Origin of the sequence: Burkholderia sp. HI2500 (genome assembly GCF_002223055.1) — a bacterium.
GTDB lineage: Bacteria > Pseudomonadota > Gammaproteobacteria > Burkholderiales > Burkholderiaceae > Burkholderia.
Window position 1 is genome coordinate 1722942 of sequence record NZ_NKFL01000006.1, and the last position, 19703, is coordinate 1742644.

General features: G+C 67.3%; 16 protein-coding genes. 3 read left to right on the forward strand and 13 right to left on the reverse strand.

Annotated features, from left to right (window positions below; translation table 11 throughout):
* Positions 1 to 2 precede the first annotated feature (2 nt).
* The gene (locus tag CFB45_RS25435; protein WP_179255123.1) at positions 3 to 2195 is read right to left on the reverse strand and encodes a hypothetical protein; all 2193 of its coding nucleotides are present in this window, start codon (positions 2193 to 2195) and stop codon (positions 3 to 5) included.
* Positions 2196 to 2694: 499 nt separating this feature from the next.
* On the opposite strand from CFB45_RS25435, the gene CFB45_RS25440 reads away from it, so the two are divergent.
* The 3 genes from CFB45_RS25440 to CFB45_RS25450 are packed head-to-tail and all read left to right on the forward strand — an operon-like array spanning position 2695 to position 5799.
* Positions 2695 to 3759, forward strand: coding sequence for an acyltransferase family protein (locus CFB45_RS25440; protein WP_089427931.1), 1065 nt, complete (start codon positions 2695 to 2697; stop codon positions 3757 to 3759).
* Between the two features lie 35 nt (positions 3760 to 3794).
* A complete protein-coding gene (gene gmd / locus CFB45_RS25445) occupies positions 3795 to 4841 on the forward strand; it encodes a GDP-mannose 4,6-dehydratase (protein WP_089427932.1) in 1047 nt (348 codons plus the stop codon).
* Positions 4828 to 5799 (forward strand): NAD-dependent epimerase/dehydratase family protein, encoded by a 972-nt coding sequence (locus tag CFB45_RS25450; RefSeq protein ID WP_089427933.1) that lies wholly within the window; start codon positions 4828 to 4830, stop codon positions 5797 to 5799. Before gmd ends, CFB45_RS25450 begins: the two co-directional genes overlap by 14 nt.
* A 109-nt stretch (positions 5800 to 5908) precedes the next feature.
* On the opposite strand, the gene CFB45_RS25455 is transcribed toward CFB45_RS25450, so the two are convergent.
* From CFB45_RS25455 to CFB45_RS25510, 12 genes are all read right to left on the reverse strand, one after another.
* The gene (locus tag CFB45_RS25455) at positions 5909 to 7099 is read right to left on the reverse strand and encodes an O-succinylhomoserine sulfhydrylase (RefSeq protein ID WP_089427934.1); all 1191 of its coding nucleotides are present in this window, start codon (positions 7097 to 7099) and stop codon (positions 5909 to 5911) included.
* Positions 7100 to 7344: 245 nt separating this feature from the next.
* Positions 7345 to 8877 (reverse strand): amidophosphoribosyltransferase, encoded by a 1533-nt coding sequence (gene purF, locus CFB45_RS25460; protein WP_089427935.1) that lies wholly within the window; start codon positions 8875 to 8877, stop codon positions 7345 to 7347.
* A 51-nt stretch (positions 8878 to 8928) separates the two neighbouring features.
* A complete protein-coding gene (locus CFB45_RS25465; RefSeq protein WP_069251156.1) occupies positions 8929 to 9423 on the reverse strand; it encodes a CvpA family protein in 495 nt (164 codons plus the stop codon).
* 6 nt (positions 9424 to 9429) lie between these two features.
* Positions 9430 to 10275 carry an SPOR domain-containing protein gene (locus CFB45_RS25470; RefSeq protein ID WP_089427936.1) on the reverse strand — a complete coding sequence of 282 codons (846 nt, stop codon included), beginning with the start codon at positions 10273 to 10275 and terminating at the stop codon, positions 9430 to 9432.
* A 29-nt stretch (positions 10276 to 10304) separates the two neighbouring features.
* Entirely contained in the window at positions 10305 to 11615 is a 1311-nt protein-coding gene (gene folC / locus CFB45_RS25475) for a bifunctional tetrahydrofolate synthase/dihydrofolate synthase (RefSeq protein WP_089427937.1), read from the reverse strand.
* A gap of 100 nt (positions 11616 to 11715) precedes the next feature.
* On the reverse strand, positions 11716 to 12588 hold the full coding sequence (accD, locus tag CFB45_RS25480; protein ID WP_089427938.1) for an acetyl-CoA carboxylase, carboxyltransferase subunit beta: 873 nt from the start codon (positions 12586 to 12588) through the stop codon (positions 11716 to 11718).
* Between the two features lie 64 nt (positions 12589 to 12652).
* A complete protein-coding gene (gene trpA / locus CFB45_RS25485) occupies positions 12653 to 13468 on the reverse strand; it encodes a tryptophan synthase subunit alpha (protein WP_089427939.1) in 816 nt (271 codons plus the stop codon).
* A 95-nt stretch (positions 13469 to 13563) separates the two neighbouring features.
* The gene (locus tag CFB45_RS25490; protein WP_089427940.1) at positions 13564 to 14415 is read right to left on the reverse strand and encodes a DNA-methyltransferase; all 852 of its coding nucleotides are present in this window, start codon (positions 14413 to 14415) and stop codon (positions 13564 to 13566) included.
* 9 nt (positions 14416 to 14424) lie between these two features.
* The gene (gene trpB, locus CFB45_RS25495; RefSeq protein ID WP_089427941.1) at positions 14425 to 15618 is read right to left on the reverse strand and encodes a tryptophan synthase subunit beta; all 1194 of its coding nucleotides are present in this window, start codon (positions 15616 to 15618) and stop codon (positions 14425 to 14427) included.
* Positions 15619 to 15673: 55 nt separating this feature from the next.
* Positions 15674 to 16375 carry a phosphoribosylanthranilate isomerase gene (locus CFB45_RS25500; protein ID WP_089427942.1) on the reverse strand — a complete coding sequence of 234 codons (702 nt, stop codon included), beginning with the start codon at positions 16373 to 16375 and terminating at the stop codon, positions 15674 to 15676.
* Positions 16372 to 17184, reverse strand: a complete 813-nt coding sequence (gene truA, locus CFB45_RS25505; protein WP_039358302.1) for a tRNA pseudouridine(38-40) synthase TruA — start codon at positions 17182 to 17184, stop codon at positions 16372 to 16374. Before truA ends, CFB45_RS25500 begins: the two co-directional genes overlap by 4 nt.
* The gene (locus tag CFB45_RS25510; RefSeq protein WP_089427944.1) at positions 17184 to 19388 is read right to left on the reverse strand and encodes a FimV/HubP family polar landmark protein; all 2205 of its coding nucleotides are present in this window, start codon (positions 19386 to 19388) and stop codon (positions 17184 to 17186) included. The genes truA and CFB45_RS25510 overlap by 1 nt, the downstream gene beginning before the upstream one ends.
* Between the last annotated feature and the right edge of the window lie 315 nt (positions 19389 to 19703).

The following is a 19703-nucleotide window of genomic DNA, read 5'->3' on the forward strand; positions in this document are numbered from 1 at the left end:
CGTCACGGTTTCCAGCGATACATCAGCACCTTGCCGCGTGCGTCTTCCTCGACGAACACGAGGTACTCGCCGTTCTCGCGCCGGAACGCGCTGATGCCGAACGGCACGTCGACCCAGCCGGACGCCTTGCCGACCTCGGCGCCCGGGCTCATCACGCCCACTTCCTTGCCGGTTTCCTTGTCGTACACGTGGATCTTGCCGACCGGCTCCACCCCGAACAGGTAGCGGCCCTCGACCGTGAGCCCGATCAGGTCGAAGATCGGCTTCGCGTCGAGCTGCCACGGCAGCGCGACCTGGTAACGCACGACCGGCGAGCCCGTCGACCACTTGTCGAAGCGGATCAGCACGCGCCCCACTTCCTTGTTGATGCCCGGCTGCGGCGGCGCGTCGGCCGTGTAGCCGGTCACGTACAGCGTGTCGGTCTGCGGCTCGTAGATCGCGCGGCGCAACTGCGTGAACGGCTGCGGCATCGGATAGGTCGTGACCTTGTCGTACGAGTAGATCGGGTTGCCGGCCTTGTCGACGCCGCCGTACTGGAAGCGGTGGATGCCGCGCACGTCGCTGGTGCGCCAGATGTCGCCCTTCGTGTCGACCCACCAGCCCCAGCCGCCCGCCTTCGCCTTGCCCGTCGTGTTGATCTCGGCCTCGTCGGCATCGATCCGGCCGTTGCCGTTCGCGTCGCGCCACAGCCAGTCGCCGCCCGGCGGCTTGTTCGGCACCTTGTCGACCGGTCGCGCACGCCCCGCGATCAGGCCCGACGGAATCGCGACCTCGCCGTCGCGCTTCGCGTCGAAGCGGTAGATCTTCAGGTGATCGGCGTACATGTCGGTCAGGTACAGGAACGTGCGGCCGTCGAGGCGCCGTGCGAACGGCATGCCGGGATACTGGTCCGTGTGGAACACGGGATCGTCCGGATACTTGAAGCGGTTCGACAGGAAGCCGACGTATTTCCAGTCCTGGCCCGGCGGCTTCGACAGGTCGAGCTCGAAGCGCTTGTTGCCCGTGTACACGCTGTTCGGCCGCGCCGGGTCGAGCCACGCGCCGTCGACGAACAGCAGCCCCTGCACCTGCCAGCGCTGCTTGCCGTCCGGCGTGTAGCTTTCGAGCACCGCGCCGAGCCCTGCGCCGATCGTGTCGTGGCGCGGCCCGATGCCGTTCATCGACACGTAGATGTTGCCCGCGCGGTCGACCCCGACGCCCGTCAGCCCGTTGAAGCGCTGCGGCCCCGGCCGGCCCGGCACCGGGCCCGCGAAGATGCCGCCGCGCTCGCCGAGCGTGCCCGACGGCGCATAACCCTTGCCGCCTTTCGAGAAGATCAGGATCTGCTGGCGCGGCCCGTTGTCCGCCACCAGCACGCGCCCTTTCGCGTCGACGGCCACGTCCACCGCGTCGGTGCCTTCCGGCAGCGCGGGCGCGTCGTCGAGCTTGCGGCCGTCCGCGCGCACGTGCACGAGGTGCGCGGGCCCGTTGAGCGTATCCGTGAGCAGCCACAGCGTGCCGTCGCCCGCGAGTGCGAGGCGGCCCGGCTCGTGCGCGCTCCACGTGCCCTTCTGCTGCATGGTCTCCGCGTCGTACACGTTCACCGCGTCGCGCGACGGATTCGTCGCGAACAGCGTCTTGTCGTCGGCTGCGAGGCCGCCGACTTCCGCCTTCTGCTCGCCCACTTCCGAGCGCGCGGGCGCCGCGACCTCGTTCATCATCATGAAGCTCGCGGCCATCCGCGCGCGGCCGGTGTCCGCGCGGCCGCCCGGCGCGACCTGCGGCGCCGCACGGAACGGCGCGGGCTGCTTCAGGTCGCCGATCGTGCGACGCGAGATGCCGAACCACTGCTTGCCCTTGTCCGGCCAGATGCCGGGCGACTGCAGGTGGCCGCGCTCGTTGCCGACACCGATCGCGACATACGCGTACTTGCTGTTCACCGCGATCGCGCTGCCGCCGAGGTTGCCCCAGCCGTGCGTGCCGCCGGCGAAGCCGAGCATCTTCCCGTCCTGGTAGACGCTCGCCTCGGCCCCGCTCTCGTCCCACGGCGCATTCGTATACACCTTGCCTTCAGGCGTCACCGCGATCGCGCGGATGTCGATCTGCGTCCAGCTGCCGTCGCCATAGCCGAACGTATTGCCGATCCACGACGTCGTCGCGGGCAACACCGTTTCGGCCGGTGCGGCGCTCGTCAGCAGCGTCACGCATACCGTCATGCCTACCAGAATCAGACGTCGCAATGCGCTTCTCCATACTTGATGCAACAGCGGCCGGGCCGCCGCAAGGACTGCCGCCGGCGCACCCTGTCGCTAAATGGGTTTCAAACGTCGCGATGCAGGTTACAAGCAAAAATAATCACAAGAAATTTGGAAATATTTGGGGATGTTTCCGCGTGAAATATCGAACCGGAACAGAGCCGAAAAGGCGCCCGAAAGCGGCAATAACGACCGCCCTTCGGTTTCCGCCCCGTAGAAAATGCCGCCTTCCACCGCCTGACGGGGCCGCCCGGGCGCCGACCTTTCATCCCGCGACAGGAATAATCGGCATTTGGATATTTGCCGTCAGATAAATGACGCGCGTTTTTTTGCCGATTTCTTTTCCCTAGAATCGATTTCGATTCGATATTTCATTTAATGGCATGCATTACGTTCACGTTTACGCATCGGATGTGCGACACGCCCCGGCTCACGTCGCGCGTCGCGAAGGAGCGGCGCGATGACGGGCATCTCGCGACCCTCAGACCTCACCCCGCCGCAACACGGCCGCATCGTTCAGCTCGACGGGCTGCGCGCGATCGCGGTGGGCGCCGTGTTCCTGCAGCACGCGCTGAAGGCGCCGCTCTGGATGGGCGTCGACCTGTTCTTCGTGCTGAGCGGGCTGCTGATCACCGGCATCCTGCTCGATCGCAAGGCGCGCGGGCAGTCGTACTTCAGCCACTTCTACGCACGCCGCGTGCGTCGCATCCTGCCGCCGTACGTGCTGCTGCTGGTGGTGTCGACGATCCTGTTCGGCGCAGGCTGGCTGCCGCACTGGCCGTGGTTCGCGTTCTTCTCGACCAACATCGGGCTGTCGCTCGGCAGCATCGGCCATGACAGCCTGAACGTGCTGTGGTCGCTCGCGGTCGAGGAGCAGTTCTATATCTTCTGGCCGTTCGTGGTGCTGTGGTGCTCGGAGCGCGCGCTGCTGTGGGTCGCCGCCGCGCTGATCGTCGCGGCCCCCGTGCTGCGCGCGATCGCGACGCCGTGGTTCGACTCGTTCTGGCCGATCTACTACCTGACGCCGTTCCGCATGGACCTGCTCGCCGCGGGCGCGCTGCTCGCGATCGTGCTGCGCCGCGACCGGCGCGCGCTCGAGCCGTTCTATCCGCTCGCGATCGTCGGCGCGCTCGTGTCGCTCGCGATCCTCGGCTGGCTGCACCTGTCGTTCCCGCGCTTTCGCGCCGCGAACACGCCGCTGTCGAATGCCGCGCTCTACAGCATCTCGCTGCTGCTGTGCACGTCGATCGTCGTGATCGCGCTGCGCGGCCGCGGCCTCGTGCAGCGCGTGCTGACGAACCCGATGCTCGTCTACGTCGGCACCGTCAGCTACACCGTGTACCTGATCCACCTCAGCGTGCTGTACGCGCTGTGGCCGCTGCACCTTAACCGCTTCGTCACGGCCGCGCTGGCGCTCGCGATCACGCTCGCGTACGCGACCGTGAGCTGGTACGGCTTCGAACGGCGCCTGACGCGCGGCCCCGCACGCCGCGCGCTGCCGGCCGCCGCCGGCACGACCGCCTGAATTTCATCATCCATCGTTTCTACCAGGACAACGTCATGAGCCAAACTCGCAAGAAGGCCATCATCACCGGGATCTCGGGGCAAGACGGCGCCTACCTGACCAAGCTGCTGCTCGACAAGGGCTATGAAGTCACCGGTACCTACCGCCGCACCAGCTCGGTGAATTTCTGGCGCATCGCCGAGCTCGGCGTCGACACGCACCCGAACCTCACGCTCGTCGAGCACGACCTGACCGACGCCGGCTCGAGCCTGCGCCTGCTCGAACGCACGCAGCCCGACGAGCTGTACAACCTCGCCGCGCAGAGCTTCGTCGGCGTGTCGTTCGACCAGCCGGCGACGACCGCCGAAGTGACGGGCCTGGGTCCGCTGAACCTGCTCGAGGCGATCCGCGTCGTGAGCCCGAAGACGCGCTTCTACCAGGCGTCGACCTCCGAGATGTTCGGCAAGGTGCAGTCGATTCCGCAGACGGAAGCGACCTCGTTCTATCCGCGCAGCCCGTACGGCGTCGCGAAGCTGTACGCGCACTGGATGACGGTGAACTACCGCGAGTCGTACGGCCTGTTCGGCAGCAGCGGCATCCTGTTCAACCACGAGTCGCCGCTGCGCGGCCGCGAGTTCGTCACGCGCAAGATCACCGACACCATCGCGAAGATCAAGCTCGGCAAGGCGACCCGCCTCGAGCTCGGCAACCTCGACGCGAAGCGCGACTGGGGCTTCGCGCTCGAGTACGTCGAAGGCATGTGGCGCATGCTGCAGGCCGACGAACCCGATACCTATGTGCTGGCAACCAACCGCACCGAGACCGTACGCGATTTCGTGCGGATGGCGTTCGCGGCGGCCGGCTACCAGATCGAATGGACCGGCAAGGGCGAGCAGGAACGCGGCCTCGACGCGGCGACCGGCAACGTGCTCGTGGAAGTGAATCCGAAGTTCTACCGCCCTGCCGAGGTCGATCTGCTGATCGGCTGCGCGGACAAGGCTAAAGCCAAACTCGGCTGGGAACCGAAGACGACGCTCGAACAACTTTGCCAGATGATGGTCGAAGCGGATTTGACGCGGAATCAACACCATGACACGTTCTGAAGCCGGACGCCCGTCGCGCCGTGCATTCGTCACCGGCCTGACGGGCTTCACCGGCCGCTACATGGCCGAACGCCTGCAGGCGGCCGGCTATGAGGTCTGGGGCACGGTCGCGCCCGGCACGGCACGGCCCGACGATCCGGCTTTCGCGCACTGCACGCTGCTGCCCGTCGACCTGCTCGATGCGGATGCGATGCGCGCGGCGGCCGCCGACGCGCGGCCCGATGCGGTCGTGCATCTCGCCGCGCGCGCGCACGTCGCGCAGGACGAGCCGTCGCAGACTTACGCGGTCAATATCGTCGGCACGCGCAACCTGCTGGCCGCGCTCGCGGGCCTCGACCGACGCCCGTCGGCCGTGCTGCTCGCCAGCAGCGCGAATATCTACGGCAACTCGACGGCCGGCGTGCTCGACGAAACCGTCGCCCCGGCCCCGGCGAACGACTACGCGGTCAGCAAGCTCGCGATGGAATACGCGGCGAAGCTGTGGGCCGACCGGCTGCCGATCGTGATCGCGCGGCCGTTCAACTACACGGGCGTCGGCCAGAGCGATGCCTACCTGCTGCCGAAGCTCGTCGCGCACTACGCGCGCAACGCACCGCGCATCTCGCTCGGCAATCTCGACGTGAGCCGCGATTTCTCCGACGTGCGCGACGTGACGGCCGCGTACCTGAAGCTGGTCGAGGCCGCACCGGCCGGCGAGACGTTCAACGTCTGCTCCGAGCGCGCGTATTCGCTGAAGGAAGTGCTGGCGATGCTGTCGCGCATCGCCGGTTACGTGATCGACGTGACGATCGATCCGCGTTTCGTGCGGCACAACGAGGTGAAGCGCCTGAGCGGGTCGCGCGACAAGCTGCGGCGCGCGGTGGGCGAGCTGCCCGTCACGCCGCTCGACGAAACGCTGCGATGGATGGTGGAGGCGATGCGCAACGACGCGCATGCGGACGGGCATCCCGCCGGGTAAGCCGGGCGATTTGCATCGACACCAAAACGAAGGGCCGGTCACGCAAGCGACCGGCCCTTCGTCCATGCGTCACGTCAAATCACGTCACGACATGCGTGACGTGCCGCGTTCAGCCTTCCAGCCCGCGCGCGAGATCCTTGCGCAGGTCGCCTGCGTCTTCGAGGCCGACCGACAAGCGGATCAACCCTTCGCTGATCCCTGCTGCCGCACGCGCTTCCGGCGTGATGCGGCCGTGCGTGGTCGTCGCCGGATGGGTGATCGTCGTGCGCGTATCGCCGAGGTTGCCGGTGATCGAGATCAGCTTCGTGTTGTCGATCACGCGCCACGCATTCGCGCGCTGCTGCTCGGGCGTGTCCCCCTTCAGCTCGAACGACAGGATCGCGCCGCCCGCCTTCTGCTGACGCTTCGCGAGTTCGTGCTGCGGGTGCGATTCGAGGCCCGGGTGAAACACGCGCGCAACCGCCGGATGCGAATCGAGCCAGCGTGCGATTTCCAGCGCATTCGCCGACTGCTTCTCGACGCGCAGCGACAGCGTCTCCATCCCCTTCAGCAGCACCCACGCGTTGAACGCCGACAGCGTCGGGCCCGCGCTGCGCACGAACGGGAACACCTTGCCCATGATGAATTCCTTCGAGCCGACCAGCGCGCCGCCGAGCACGCGGCCCTGCCCGTCGAGGAATTTCGTCGCCGAGTGCATCACGACATCCGCGCCGAGCTTCAGCGGCTGCTGCAGCACCGGGCTGCAGAAACAGTTGTCGACGACGAACAGCGCGTTCGACGCCTTCGCGATCTTGCCGATCGCCTCGATGTCGGCCAGTTCGGTCAGCGGGTTCGACGGCGTCTCGAGGAAGAACATCTTCGTTTCCGGGCGCACCGCTTCCTGCCATGCGTTCAGGTCGGTCGGGTCGACGAAGGTCGTCGTGATCCCGAACTTGCTGAAGATCTGCGAGAACATCCCGAGCGTCGAGCCGAACAGGCTGCGCGAGCTGACGAGGTGGTCGCCGGCCTGCAGCGCGGCCATCACGACCGACATGATCGCGGCCATCCCCGACGCCGTCGCGATGCACGCCTCGCCGCCCTCGAGCGCCGCGAGACGCTCCTGGAACATCGTGACGGTCGGGTTCGTGAAGCGCGAATAGGTGAAGTAGTCTTCCGAATTCGCGAAGCGCTCGGCCGCGTCGGCCGCGCTCTGGAAGCAGAAGCTCGACGTGAGGAACAGCGCTTCCGAGTGCTCGTTGAAGTCGCTGCGCAGCGTGCCCGCGCGCACGGCAAGCGTGTCGAAGTTGAGGGAGTCGTCCATGTTCCGTTTTCCGTATTCGATGGTCGCGCGGGTGGCGCGAACCCAGTCAAAACCAGGCCAAAACAAAAAGCCCGCTATGCGTCGGCATCAGCGGGCTTCGGTGCGGTACGACAGCGATCGACTCGGGCCGGTTGCCACCGGCCTTCGCTTTAGCTGTTTTGGGAAGTCGCCCCGCGTCCGCAAGCTGATATCAAATCGACGCATGGCGACATCCTATCACGCTTCGTCAAAAGCGTGCGCCGGTGTCACTCGACCGACAACTGCAGGTTCATCTGCGAGCGTTCGGTGTCGCCGGCCGTGTCGCGATCGGCCTGCGATGCCGGCGTGAGGCGCGCGCGCTCGATCGCATCGAGATACTCGGGCGTCACGTCGCCGGTGATGTAGTTGCCGTCGAAGCACGACGCCTCGAAGCGTTCGAGCTTCGGGTTGATGTCGCGCACCGCGCGGCGCAGATCGTCGACGTCCTGATAGATCAGGTGGTCGGCGCCGATGATCTTCGCGACTTCTTCGTCGGTGCGGCCATGCGCGACCAGTTCGCCGCGCGTCGGCATGTCGATGCCGTACACGTTCGGGAACTTCACGGGCGGCGCGGCCGACGCGAAGATCACCGACTTCGCGCCCGCATCGCGCGCCATCTGCACGATTTCATGCGAGGTCGTGCCGCGCACGATCGAATCGTCGACGATCAGCACGTTCTTGTCCTTGAACTCGATGCTCATCGCATTGAGCTTCTGGCGCACCGACTTCTTGCGCACGGCCTGGCCCGGCATGATGAAGGTACGGCCGACGTAACGGTTCTTGAAGAAGCCTTCGCGATACTCGACGCCGAGCTTCGCGGCGACCTGCATCGCAGCCGGGCGCGACGAATCGGGAATCGGCATCACGACGTCGATCGGCACGTTCGGCAGCTCGCGCTTGATCTTCTCGGCGAGATAGTCGCCCATGCGCAGGCGCACGTTGTAGACCGGCACGCCATCGAGACACGAATCCGGGCGCGCGAGGTACACGTATTCGAACATGCACGGATTCAGCGTCGGCTGCTCCGCGCACTGCTGGCTGTGGAAGTTGCCGGCCGGATCGATGAAGATCGCTTCGCCCGGCTGCACGTCGCGGACGAATTCGAAACCGATGCCTTCGACGGCCACCGACTCCGATGCGACCATCCATTCGGTGCCGTTTTCGGTCTCGAGCTTGCCGATGCACAGCGGGCGGATGCCGAACGGATCGCGGAACGCGAGCAGGCCGTAGCCGGCGATCAGCGACACGATCGCGTACGAACCCTGCAGGCGGCGATGCACGCCCGACACGGCCTTGAACACCGAGGCCGGATCGAGCTCGAGGCCCGTGGTCGACAGTTGCAGCTCGTGTGCGAACACGTTGAGCAGCACTTCGCTGTCGGAATTGGTGTTGATGTGCCGGCGGTCGATCCGGAACATCTCGTCCTTCAGTTGCTGCCAGTTCGTCAGGTTGCCGTTGTGCGCGAGGATGATCCCGAACGGCGCGTTCACGTAGAACGGTTGCGCCTCGGCTTCGCTCGACGCCGAGCCGGCGGTCGGGTAGCGCACCTGGCCGATGCCGTAGGTGCCGGGCAGGCTGCGCATGTTGCGCGTGCGGAACACGTCGCGCACCATGCCGTTCGCCTTGTACATGTGGAAATTGCTGCCGTCCGCCGTCGCGATGCCCGCCGCGTCCTGACCGCGATGCTGCAGCAGCAGCAGGCTGTCATAGATCAGCTGGTTGACCGGGGATTGGGAGATAACGCCTACGATGCCGCACATGGCATGTCCTTCAGAATGACAAAATCGGTTCCGTCCTGCCCGGCCGCGTCGTCACACGCGTACGTACTGGGCCATGCCGTCGGGCAGGAGCTGCTTCAGCTCGTGCACGCCCTGTTCGGCGAAAGGACGCAATAGCGCATTGCGCCAGAATTCCTGTTTGGGCAGTTCGGTCAGCCCCGCCGCCGCGACCAGCAGCACCACCAGCACGCAGCCGCGGACGAGCCCGAACATCATGCCCAGCGAGCGGTCGACGCCGCCCAGGCCACTCGCCTGCGCGATCCGCGACAGCAGCGCGTTCGCCACGCCGGCGACCAGCACCACGCCGATCACGACCAACGCGAAGGCGATCACCCACTGCGTCAGCGCACCACCCGGCCAGTTCGCCGGGATATACGGCACGACCAGTCCGACGTAGCGGCCCGCGATCACGATCGCCGCGATCCAGCCGATCAGCCCGAAAATCTCGGACACGAAACCGCGCCACGCGCCACGCAGCGCAGACAACGCGATCACCGCCAATACAGCGTAGTCGAAAGCCGTCAGCATCGTGCGTTACTGCGTCAGACCGGCTTCGCGCACCTTCGCGATCGCGGCGGAAGCCGCCGCACGATCCGCGAACGGGCCCGCACGCAACAGTGTAGCCGTGCTGCCGTCTGCCTGCTTGCGATGCTCGACATATGCGGGCACACCCGCCGATTTCAATTTGGTGGCCCACGACCGGGCCGTCGCGTCGTCCTTGAACGAACCGAGCTGCACCGCGAAACGCGCACCGGCCGGCGACGACGGCGACGAAGCGTCGCTGCTGTCCGGGCTGGCGGCGTCGGCATGCGCGACGGCCGCGGGCGCGGGCGCAGGCTTCGGCGCGGCCGGCTTCGCCACGGGGGCGGCCGGTTTCGGCGCGGGCTTCGGCGGCGTCACGCTCGCCGTGGTCGTGGTATCGGGTTTCGCGGCCGGCTTGTCGGCATCCTTCGGCGCGGGCGCCGGTGCAGCCGCAACGGCGACATCGGATGCCGGCGGTTCGTCGTGCGCGACGCCTGCCTGTACGTCGGACGCGTCATCGTCGCGCGGTGCGACCGCCTGGTGCGCGGGCCGGTTCGGAATGTCGATGGCGATGTCGTCCGTGACCGGCTTCGGGTGCGAGTCGAGCACCATCGGCAACACGATCACGGCGGCGACGACGAGCGCGATCGCGCCGACGAGGCGACGGCGCGCGCGTTGCTTTTCTGGAAGGGTCGGATCGAGGAGCAGCGCGTCCGATTCCGGACGCTCGGTGCGGCGCGAGCGTCGCTCGACGCGTTCAGTGGTGCGCTCCGTGCGCACGTTCCGGGAGGTCCCGGTGCGACCGCCGCGCCGCGGGGGCGCGTCGTCGTCTTTCTTGCCGAACGAGAAAATTCCCATGAATGGCTGAGTCCGAAACTGCCCGTCAGTCAGTGTTGCTGCGATTTACGGTAGGCCAGCACGCCGGCAACCGTATGGAAACTGCCGAAAACCACGATTCTATCATTCTCGGATGCTCTTTTTAGTGCATCACGAAACGCTTCGGCAGGCGACGTGTAACGCGTGACGCTCGAATCGGGCCCCTCCTCCACGCCGGCCTTGCGCAGCGCGGCTTCGAGCTGCTCCGCGGAGGCCGCGCGCGGCAGCGGCAAGTCGGTCACGCACCAGTGGTCGATCTCGCCCTTCAGGTGCTGCAGCACGCCGTCGATGTCCTTGTCGTGCATCGCGCCGAACACCGCGTACGTGTACGGGAAGAAGCCCATGTTGCCGAGGTTCTGCTCGAGCACGGCCGACGCATGCGGGTTGTGCGCGACGTCGAGCACGATCGCCGGCTTGCCGGGCAGCACCTGGAAGCGCCCCGGCAGCTCGACGTTAGCGAGGCCGAGCCGGATGTCCTGCGCGGACACCGGCAGCACCGGACGCAGCGCTTCGAGCGCGGCGAGCGCGGCCGACGCATTGATCAGCTGATTCGCCCCGCGCAGCGCCGGGTACGCAAGCGCCGGATAGCGCTTCTCGCGGCCGAGGTAGCTCCACTGCTGGCGCTCCGCGCCTGCCTGCGCCTCGTAGCGGAAATCGCGGCCGACCAGCCACAGGTCGGCGCCGATCGCTTCGGCGTGGTCGATCAGCGTTTGCGGCGCGGCCGGATCGCCGCAGATCGCCGGCTTGCCGGCGCGGAAGATCCCGGCCTTCTCGAACGCGATCTTCTCGCGCGTATCGCCGAGGTATTCGGTGTGGTCGATGTCGATGCTCGTGACGATCGCGCAATCGGTATCGATGATGTTGACCGCGTCGAGCCGGCCGCCGAGGCCGACTTCGAGGATCACCGCGTCGAGCCCGCGCGAGGCGAACAGGTGCAGGATCGCGAGCGTCGTGAATTCGAAGTACGTGAGCGACACCGGCTCGGGCAGCGACGTGCGCGCGGCTTCGACGGCCTCGAAGTGCGGCAGCAGTTCGTCATCGGTGACGTTCTGCCCGTTCACGCGCGCGCGCTCGTTGAATTCGAGCAGGTGCGGCGACGTGTGGCAGCCGACCTTGTAGCCGGCGCGCACGAGGATCGTCTCGAGGAACGCGCAGGTCGAGCCCTTGCCGTTCGTGCCGCCGACGGTGATGACGGGGCACGCGAATTCGAGCTGCAGCGCCGCCTTGACCTGCCCGATGCGGGTCAGGCCCATGTCGATGCCGACCGGGTGCGCGCGTTCGAGATGCGAAAGCCACGCGTCGAGAGTGGGAAAAGTGCTCATCGGTTCAAATCTGGATCGGGATCGCCACTACGCCAAAAAACGAAGCGCGTCGCCTGACGCTGAAGCCAGGCGACGCGCAGTGTTCACAACCTCGCGCCGGTCAGGCCAGCGCGTCGGCCGGTTGCCGCTGCAGCAGCGCGAGCAGCTGGGCGATCTCGTCGCGCATCTTGCGACGGTCGACGATCATGTCGATCGCGCCCGTCTTCAGCAGGAATTCGGCGCGCTGGAAGCCTTCCGGCAGCTTCTCGCGAACTGTCTGCTCGATCACGCGCGGGCCGGCGAAGCCGATCAGCGCCTTCGGTTCGGCGATCACGACGTCGCCGAGGAAGGCGAAGCTCGCCGACACGCCGCCCATCGTCGGGTCGGTCAGCACCGAAATGAACGGCAGCTTGGCTTCCGACAGCTTGGTCAGCATCGCGGTGGTTTTCGCCATCTGCATCAGCGACAGCAGGCTTTCCTGCATCCGCGCACCGCCCGAAGCGGTGAAGCAGATGAACGGCACTTGCTGTTCCAGCGCGTTCTGCGCGCCGCGTACGAAGCGCTCGCCGACCACCGAGCCCATCGAGCCGCCCATGAACGAGAACTCGAAGCAGGCCGCGACCACCGGCAGCGTGTGGATCGCACCGCCCATCACGACCATCGCGTCGGTTTCGCCCGTATCGTCCATCGCTTCCTTCAGACGATCGGGGTACTTGCGGCTGTCCTTGAACTTCAGCGTGTCGACCGGCACGATTTCCTGGCCGATCTCGTAACGGCCTTCCGGATCGAGCAGCCCGTCGAGGCGCTCACGTGCACCGATGCGCATGTGGTGATCGCACTTCGGGCACACGTGCAGGTTCGCGTCCACGTCGTTGCGGTACAGCACGGCCTCGCAGGACGGGCATTTGACCCACAGGCCTTCCGGAATGCCCTTGCGGCTTTTCGGGTCGGTCTGCTTGATCTTCGGCGGCAACAGTTTGTCGAGCCAGCTCATCGTATGGTTTCCTGTTCCGTGGCGGGGCGGGCCAACCGGCCCGCTCCCGCTTCCTGTGTTGTGTTTATCGCGCCGTCTTGCCCGCGCCGTCCAGGGCGGCACGCAGCTCGGCAATGAACGTCTTCAGCGCGGCGGCGGCACCCTCCGGCGCAGCGCTTTCGAGCAGCTGCACGAGGCGGCTGCCGATCACGACGGCGTCCGACACCTCGGCCACCGCGCGCGCCGTTTCGGCGTCGCGGATACCGAAGCCGACGCCGACCGGAACCGGCACGCGCGACTTGATGGCCGGGATTTTACCCGCAATGCTCGAAACATCCAGATTTCCTGCACCGGTCACGCCCTTGAGCGACACGTAATACACGTAGCCGCTCGCGATCTTGCCGACGTCGGCGATGCGTTCGTCGGTCGACGTGGGCGCGAGCAGGAAGATCGGATCGATCTGCGCGGCGCGCATTTTCTCGGCGAATACGCCCGCCTCTTCCGGCGGATAGTCGACGACGAGCACGCCGTCGACCCCGGCCGCCTGTGCTTCGGCCGCGAACGTGTCGACGCCCATCCGCTCGATCGGGTTCGCATAGCCCATCAGCACGACGGGGGTTTTGGGGTCGGTTTCGCGAAAGCGCTTCACGTCGGCGAGCACGCTCGTCAGCGTGACGCCGCGCGCGAGCGCGCGTTCCGACGAGCGCTGGATCACGGGGCCGTCGGCCATCGGGTCCGAGAACGGCACGCCGAGTTCGATCACGTCCGCGCCGCCTTCGGCGAGCGCGTGCATGAATTCGACGGTTTTGGCCGGATCGGGGTCGCCGGCCGTGATGAACGGGATCAGGCCCTTACGGCCTTGTTCGGCGAGCGCGGCGAAGGTCTGCTGAATACGGGACATGGCAATTTTCCTGTGTCGATCCGGAGTTTGCGCTTTAGCGCTTACTCCGGTCCCATACAAAGTATGCGTTGCGTTCGGCGATGCGGCGGCGCGATTCACGCGCACGCCGGCGCGGCAAGCGCGTTCACGCGCTCGTGCGCGATCGCACAATAGCTTTCGTTGATCTCGTAGCCGACGAAGTCGCGCCCCTGCCGTGCGCAGGCCACCGCGGTCGTGCCGCTGCCCATGAACGGATCGAGCACGCGGCCGCCCGGCGGGCAGCTTGCGAGCACCATCCGCTCGATGATTTCCAGCGGCTTCTGGGTCGGATGATCGACGCGCTCCGCGTGCTGCCGATGCAGGCGCGAGACCGACCAGACGTCCTTCGGGTTGTAGCCCATCTCCAGCCACTTGCTGCCTTCGAACAGCTTGCGCGAGCGGGCCTTCTTCGTATCGGCGTCGTACGGGATGCGGACCGGATCGAGATCGAAGTAATACGCCTTGGAAACCGCGAAAAAGCCGATGTTGTCGTGCACCGACGTGAAACGGCGCGTCGTGCCGCCCATGCTCGGCACGCGCCGGTCCCAGATGATCTCGTTGACCATCGTGAGTTGCGTCTTCAGGAAGCTGAAGATTTCCGGCGCGTACTGCCACGTGCAGAAGATGTACATCGACCCGCTCGGCTTCAGCTTCGGAATCGCGAGCTCGAGCCACTCGCGCGTCCACGCGAGAAAGTCGTCGCCCGAACGCTTGTCCGAGTCGTTGCCGTAGTCCTTGCCGAGCCCGTACGGCGGATCGGCGACGATCAGGTCGATCGACGCGTCCGGCAGGTGCGCGGCATGGGTCAGGAAATCGCGGTTATGCAGTTCGATACCGGACGGCAGCGCGCGCGGCACGGCAGCGGCGGGCGGAACCGCCCCCGCCTCGCTCGCGGCACCGCCGCCCGGTTCTTCGATCAGGTCACGCATCGGTCGGGGTCAGAGCTCGATGCCCGATCGCTCGGCGACCGTGTGCATGTCCTTGTCGCCGCGGCCCGACAGGTTGACGAGCAGGATCTTGTCCTTCGGCAACGTCGGCGCGAGCTTCACGCCATACGCGATCGCATGGCTCGACTCGAGCGCGGGAATGATCCCCTCGATCCTGCAGCAGTCGTGGAACGCCTTCAGCGCTTCCTCGTCGGTGATGCCGACGTACTGCGCCCGGCCGCTGTCCTTCAGCCACGCGTGCTCGGGGCCGACGCCCGGATAGTCGAGGCCCGCCGACACCGAATGCGTCTCGATGATCTGGCCGTTGTCGTCCTGCAGCAGGTAGGTCCGGTTGCCGTGCAGCACGCCCGGGCTGCCGGCGATCAGCGACGCCGCGTGATGGCCCGTGTCGAGGCCGTCGCCGGCTGCTTCGACGCCGATCAGCTGCACCGAGGTGTCGTCGATGTACGGATAGAAGATGCCCATTGCGTTCGAACCGCCGCCCACGCAGGCGATCACGGCGTCAGGCTGCCGGCCGGCGAGTTCGGGCATCTGCACCTTGCACTCGTCGCCGATCACGCGCTGGAAGTCGCGCACCATCATCGGGTACGGGTGCGGGCCCGCGACCGTGCCGATGATGTAGAACGTGTTCTCGATGTTCGTGACCCAGTCGCGCATCGCTTCGTTCAGCGCGTCCTTCAGCGTGCGCGAACCCGATTCGACCGGCACGACCGTCGCGCCGAGCAGCTTCATCCGGTAGACGTTCGCGGCCTGGCGGCGCACGTCTTCCGAACCCATGTAGACGACGCACTCCATCCCGAAGCGCGCGCAGATCGTCGCGGTCGCGACGCCGTGCTGGCCGGCGCCCGTCTCGGCGATCACGCGCTTCTTGCCCATGCGCTTCGCGAGCAGCGCCTGGCCGATCACGTTGTTGATCTTGTGCGCGCCGGTGTGGTTCAGGTCTTCGCGCTTCAGGTAGATCTGCGCGCCGCCGAGCGTCTCGCTCCAGCGCTGCGCGTGATAGATCGGCGACGGGCGACCGACGAAATGCTTCAGCTCGCGCTCGAATTCGGCGACGAAATCGGGATCGTTCTGGAATTTTTCATACGCTGCACGCAGTTCGTCCAGCGCGTGAATCAGCGTCTCGGCGACGAACGTGCCGCCATACGGGCCGAAATGGCCGCGATCATTAGGAAGGTTGTACATGGTGTCTCTCTCGATCGGTCGGCGCGCCCCGCTTTCGAGGCCGCACCGGCTTGCATCACCCGGCGTCCGCTTCGCGCACCGCGCGTACGAACGCCGCCATCCGGGCGTGATCCTTCACGCCCTTCGCGCCCTCCACTTCGATGCCACTCGAGACATCGACAGCAAACGGGCGCAACTGGCGAATCGCATCACCGACGTTTTGCGCGCTCAAGCCACCACTCAAAACGGCCCGATGCGCGAGCTCTGCGGGAATAAGAGACCAATCGAAGACCTTGCCGCTACCACCGTAATCCGGCACCAGGGTGTCGAACAGGAGGCCGCGCGCTTTCGAATAATGAAGCCCCGATTCTACCAAATCGGCCGATTGCGTCGAGGGGCCCACGCGCACCGCGCGCAGCCACGGCAGGCGTGCCGCGCGGCCAAGTGCGTCGCACTGATCGGGCGTCTCGTCGCCATGGAACTGCAGCAGCGTGAGCGGCACGTCGCGCACGACGGCCTCGATCTCGGCCTCGGTCGCGTTCACGAACAGCCCGACCACCGACACGAACGGCGGCGCGAGGCGTGCCAGCTCCGCCGCCTGCGCGATCGACACCGCGCGCGGGCTCTTCGGATAGAACACGAGGCCGATCGCATCGGCGCCGAGCGCCGCCGCGTGCAGCACGTCGTCGGGCTTCGACAGCCCGCACAGCTTGATGCGCGTGCGCGGCGGCAGGCCGGCCGCGGCGGGAATCGAGGAAGACACGGCGTGATCCGTCATGATTGCGGGTCCAGATCGGCCCAGACGCTGCTCCACGGCACACTGCCGAGCTGCGCGGGCGGGACGGCGAATTCCGCCGGGTAGCCGACGTGGGCGAGATACAGCCCGTCGGCCATGAACGTGGGCGCCGCAAGCTTGCGATCGCGCCCGGCCAGCACGTCGGCGAGCCAGTCGGCCGGATAGCGGCCGCGACCGACCGCAACGAGGCAGCCCATCAGGTTGCGCACCATGTGGTGCAGGAACGCGTTGGCGCGGAACCGGAAATGGATGAAATGGCCCACGCGCCGCACGTCGATCTGATACAGGTGTTTGACCGGCGTCTTCGACTGGCATTCCGACGACCGGAACGACGAGAAGTCATGCTCGCCGATCAGATGCGCGGCGGCTGCGCGCATCGCGTCGTCGTCGAGCGGCGTATGGATCCAGCCCGCGCGCCCCGCCAGCATCGGCGAGCGCACGGGATGCACGTACAGCGTGTAGTAATAGGTGCGCTCGAACGCCGAGAAACGCGCGTGGAACGTGTCCGGCATCGGCTTCGCCCATTGCACCGCCACGGTCGGCGGCAGGAACGCGTTGGTGCCGCGCACCCACGAGAAAACCTCCCGATCGAGGTCGGTATCGAAGTGCACGACCTGCCCGAGCCCGTGCACGCCCGTGTCGGTGCGCCCGGCCACCGTCGTATGCAGCGGCACGCGCGCGAACTCGGCCAGTGCGTGCTCGAGCCGATCCTGCACGGTCTTGCCGTGCGGCTGCGCCTGCCAGCCGCAGAACGCCGCGCCGTCGTACTGGATGCCGAGCGCGATCCGCATCACGCCTCGTCCGCCAGTTTCGCGAGCAGCGCGCGCGCATCGTCGCGCGTCGCGGCGTCATTCGCGTCGACCACTTCCTGCAGCAGCGTCCGCGCGCCGGACAGGTCGCCCAGCTCGACATATTCGGACGCGAGGTCGAGCTTGTTGCGCGCGATGCGGGCGAGTTCGTCCGGCGTCAGCGCCGGCAACGCAGCGCCCGGCGCGGACGGCAGGTCGAGATCGAAATCAAGCTTCAGCGCGCCGAACTGCGCGCCGCCGAGCGGCGGCAGCGACGACGTCGCGAACGGGCTGCCCGCCTGGGTTGCCGGCGTCGCTGCGTCCGGATCCCAATCGAACTCGTCGTCCTGATCGGCCGGATGTTCCGGGGCGGGATCGGTCGAGCCAATCGGGAGACGCTGTGCGGCTTGACCGTTAGTTGCGATTTTATCGGTGTCGGACTGCCCTGCTTGCGCAGCCGGCTCATCCGCCGCCAGCGACGGCTCGTCCGGCGTGCGCGGCGGCAGCGGCATGTCGAGGCTGCTGAGCGCGCTGATCGCGTTCTGCATCAGCGCCGCGTGCTGCGCATCTGTGGCCGCGGGTGCGGTCGGCGTTTCCACCTGCGTCGCTACCCGTGTCTCCACCGACGTCTCGATCGGCGTCTCTAACGACGTTTCGACCGGCGTTTCGGCCGCGTCCTTTTCGATCGGCTCGGCATCGTGCGAAACCGGAGCCGTCTCGCTCGCGGGCGGCACTGCCGCGTGTGCGGTCGGCAATTCAGGCTGCTCGACATGCGGCTTCGCCACATCCGACGACGGCGACAGATCCGTATCCGGTGTCTCGACCGGCTCCGCCGCTGCGGCAGTCGCCGCGGCAAGGTTCAGGTCGGAAGCGGCATCACGCGCGACCGGCATCTCGGGCCGGATCGGCAGTTCCGGTTCGACGGACGGCGCGGCTTCGGCTTGCGCAGCGGCAGCCGCCACCGTGACTCCGCCCGCTGCCGTGGCGGCAGCCAACGTGTCCGTCCCCGCATCGTCCGTGCGTCGGCTCTTCCTGCGCTTGCGCCACGCGAAACCTGCCGCGAGGACGATCACGGCCGCACCGGCCACCGCGGCCGGACGCCAGTCCATCTGCTCGTTACTGCGCGCAGGTGTCACCACCGGCGCGGCCGGCTGCGCGGGCACCGATACCGATGCCGGCTGCACTGCGCTGGCAGCAACGCCGGATGCCGCTTCGCCGGTCGTCGACGCAGCCGCAGCCGCGGACGCGCCCGCATCGCTCGCGGCCGGACGCGGCGCGACAGGTGCCGGTGCCGGCTTGAGCTCGTTCGTCGTGGCCGGCTTGCCGATACCGTGCTTCTGCAATTCCATCAGCACGCGGTTCTTCAGCGCCAGCAGTTGCTGCAGGCTCGACGGCCGCGGCTGCGACGCGCCCGTGACCGGTGCCGCGCCAGCCGGTTCGTTCATGCCCGGAACCTGGCTGCCCGACACAGGCGGGGTCACGGCCCCGCTCGCGGACGACGGCACTGACTGGATCGTGCCGCTCCACACATGCGGACCGCTTGCACCGGTCACGGGTGCCGCCGGCTGCATGCTTTCGACAGCCGATGCGCCGTGGGCAGCCGAAGTACCGACCGATGCCGAAGCACCGACGGATGCCGACGCACCGGCGGCCGTCGCGACGCTCGCACCGCTGACAGGCGCCGCATGCACGGCCGGCGCCACCGGCGCGGATTGCACGGTCGACCCCGGATGCGGTGCGGACGCACCATGCTGCGCGACTGCCGTGCCGCCCGATGCGGCGGCGGGTGCGGACGCTGCCGCCGCACCGGACGCACCGGACGCACCGGATGCAGCGGATGCAGCGGCCGGCACGACTGCCGCGCCTGTCGCATCGAGCGCCGGCACGGTCAGCGTCGCGCCGACTTTCAGGCGGCTCGCGTCGCGCTTCATGAACGCCTGCGGATTGGCGTCGAATAGCGCGCGGCCGGCGCGCGCGAGCACCCCGGGATCGCGCGACTGCGTAGCCGCCTTCGCGATGTCGTTCAGCGACTGGCCCGGCTGGACCGTCACGGTAAGCGGCGCTGCGCCGTCGGCAGCGGATGCCGGCAGTTCGCCGGTGCCGGCCGCCCAGGCCGATGCGGTTGCGCCGAGCGCCAGGATCGCCAGCGCGCCACGCACGGCGCGCGACAGACGGGACTGACGCGGAAACAAGGAAATTCGGGACATCGTTGGCTCTATCGCCGCGCGCGGGCGCGGCTCGGATTCGCGGTTGAAAGCGTCAATAAGGTTGCCGCAGAAATGCAAAAGCGTCGCGTGGAACGCGACGCTTTCGGCGGGTCTGTGCGTCGTAACCGCGTAGTTTACTTCACGTGATCAGGTTCGGGCCGAATTCATCGCCGACGGGCGCAACCGATTGCGTGCGCGCGTCGGGACATCCCGCGATCGCGCCGCGTGGATGTCCGGTTGCGCACGCTGCGACCCGCGCCCACGATCGACCGGAAGTGCGCCTCGCTCAGAGGCAAAGCCATCCGGCCGCATCGC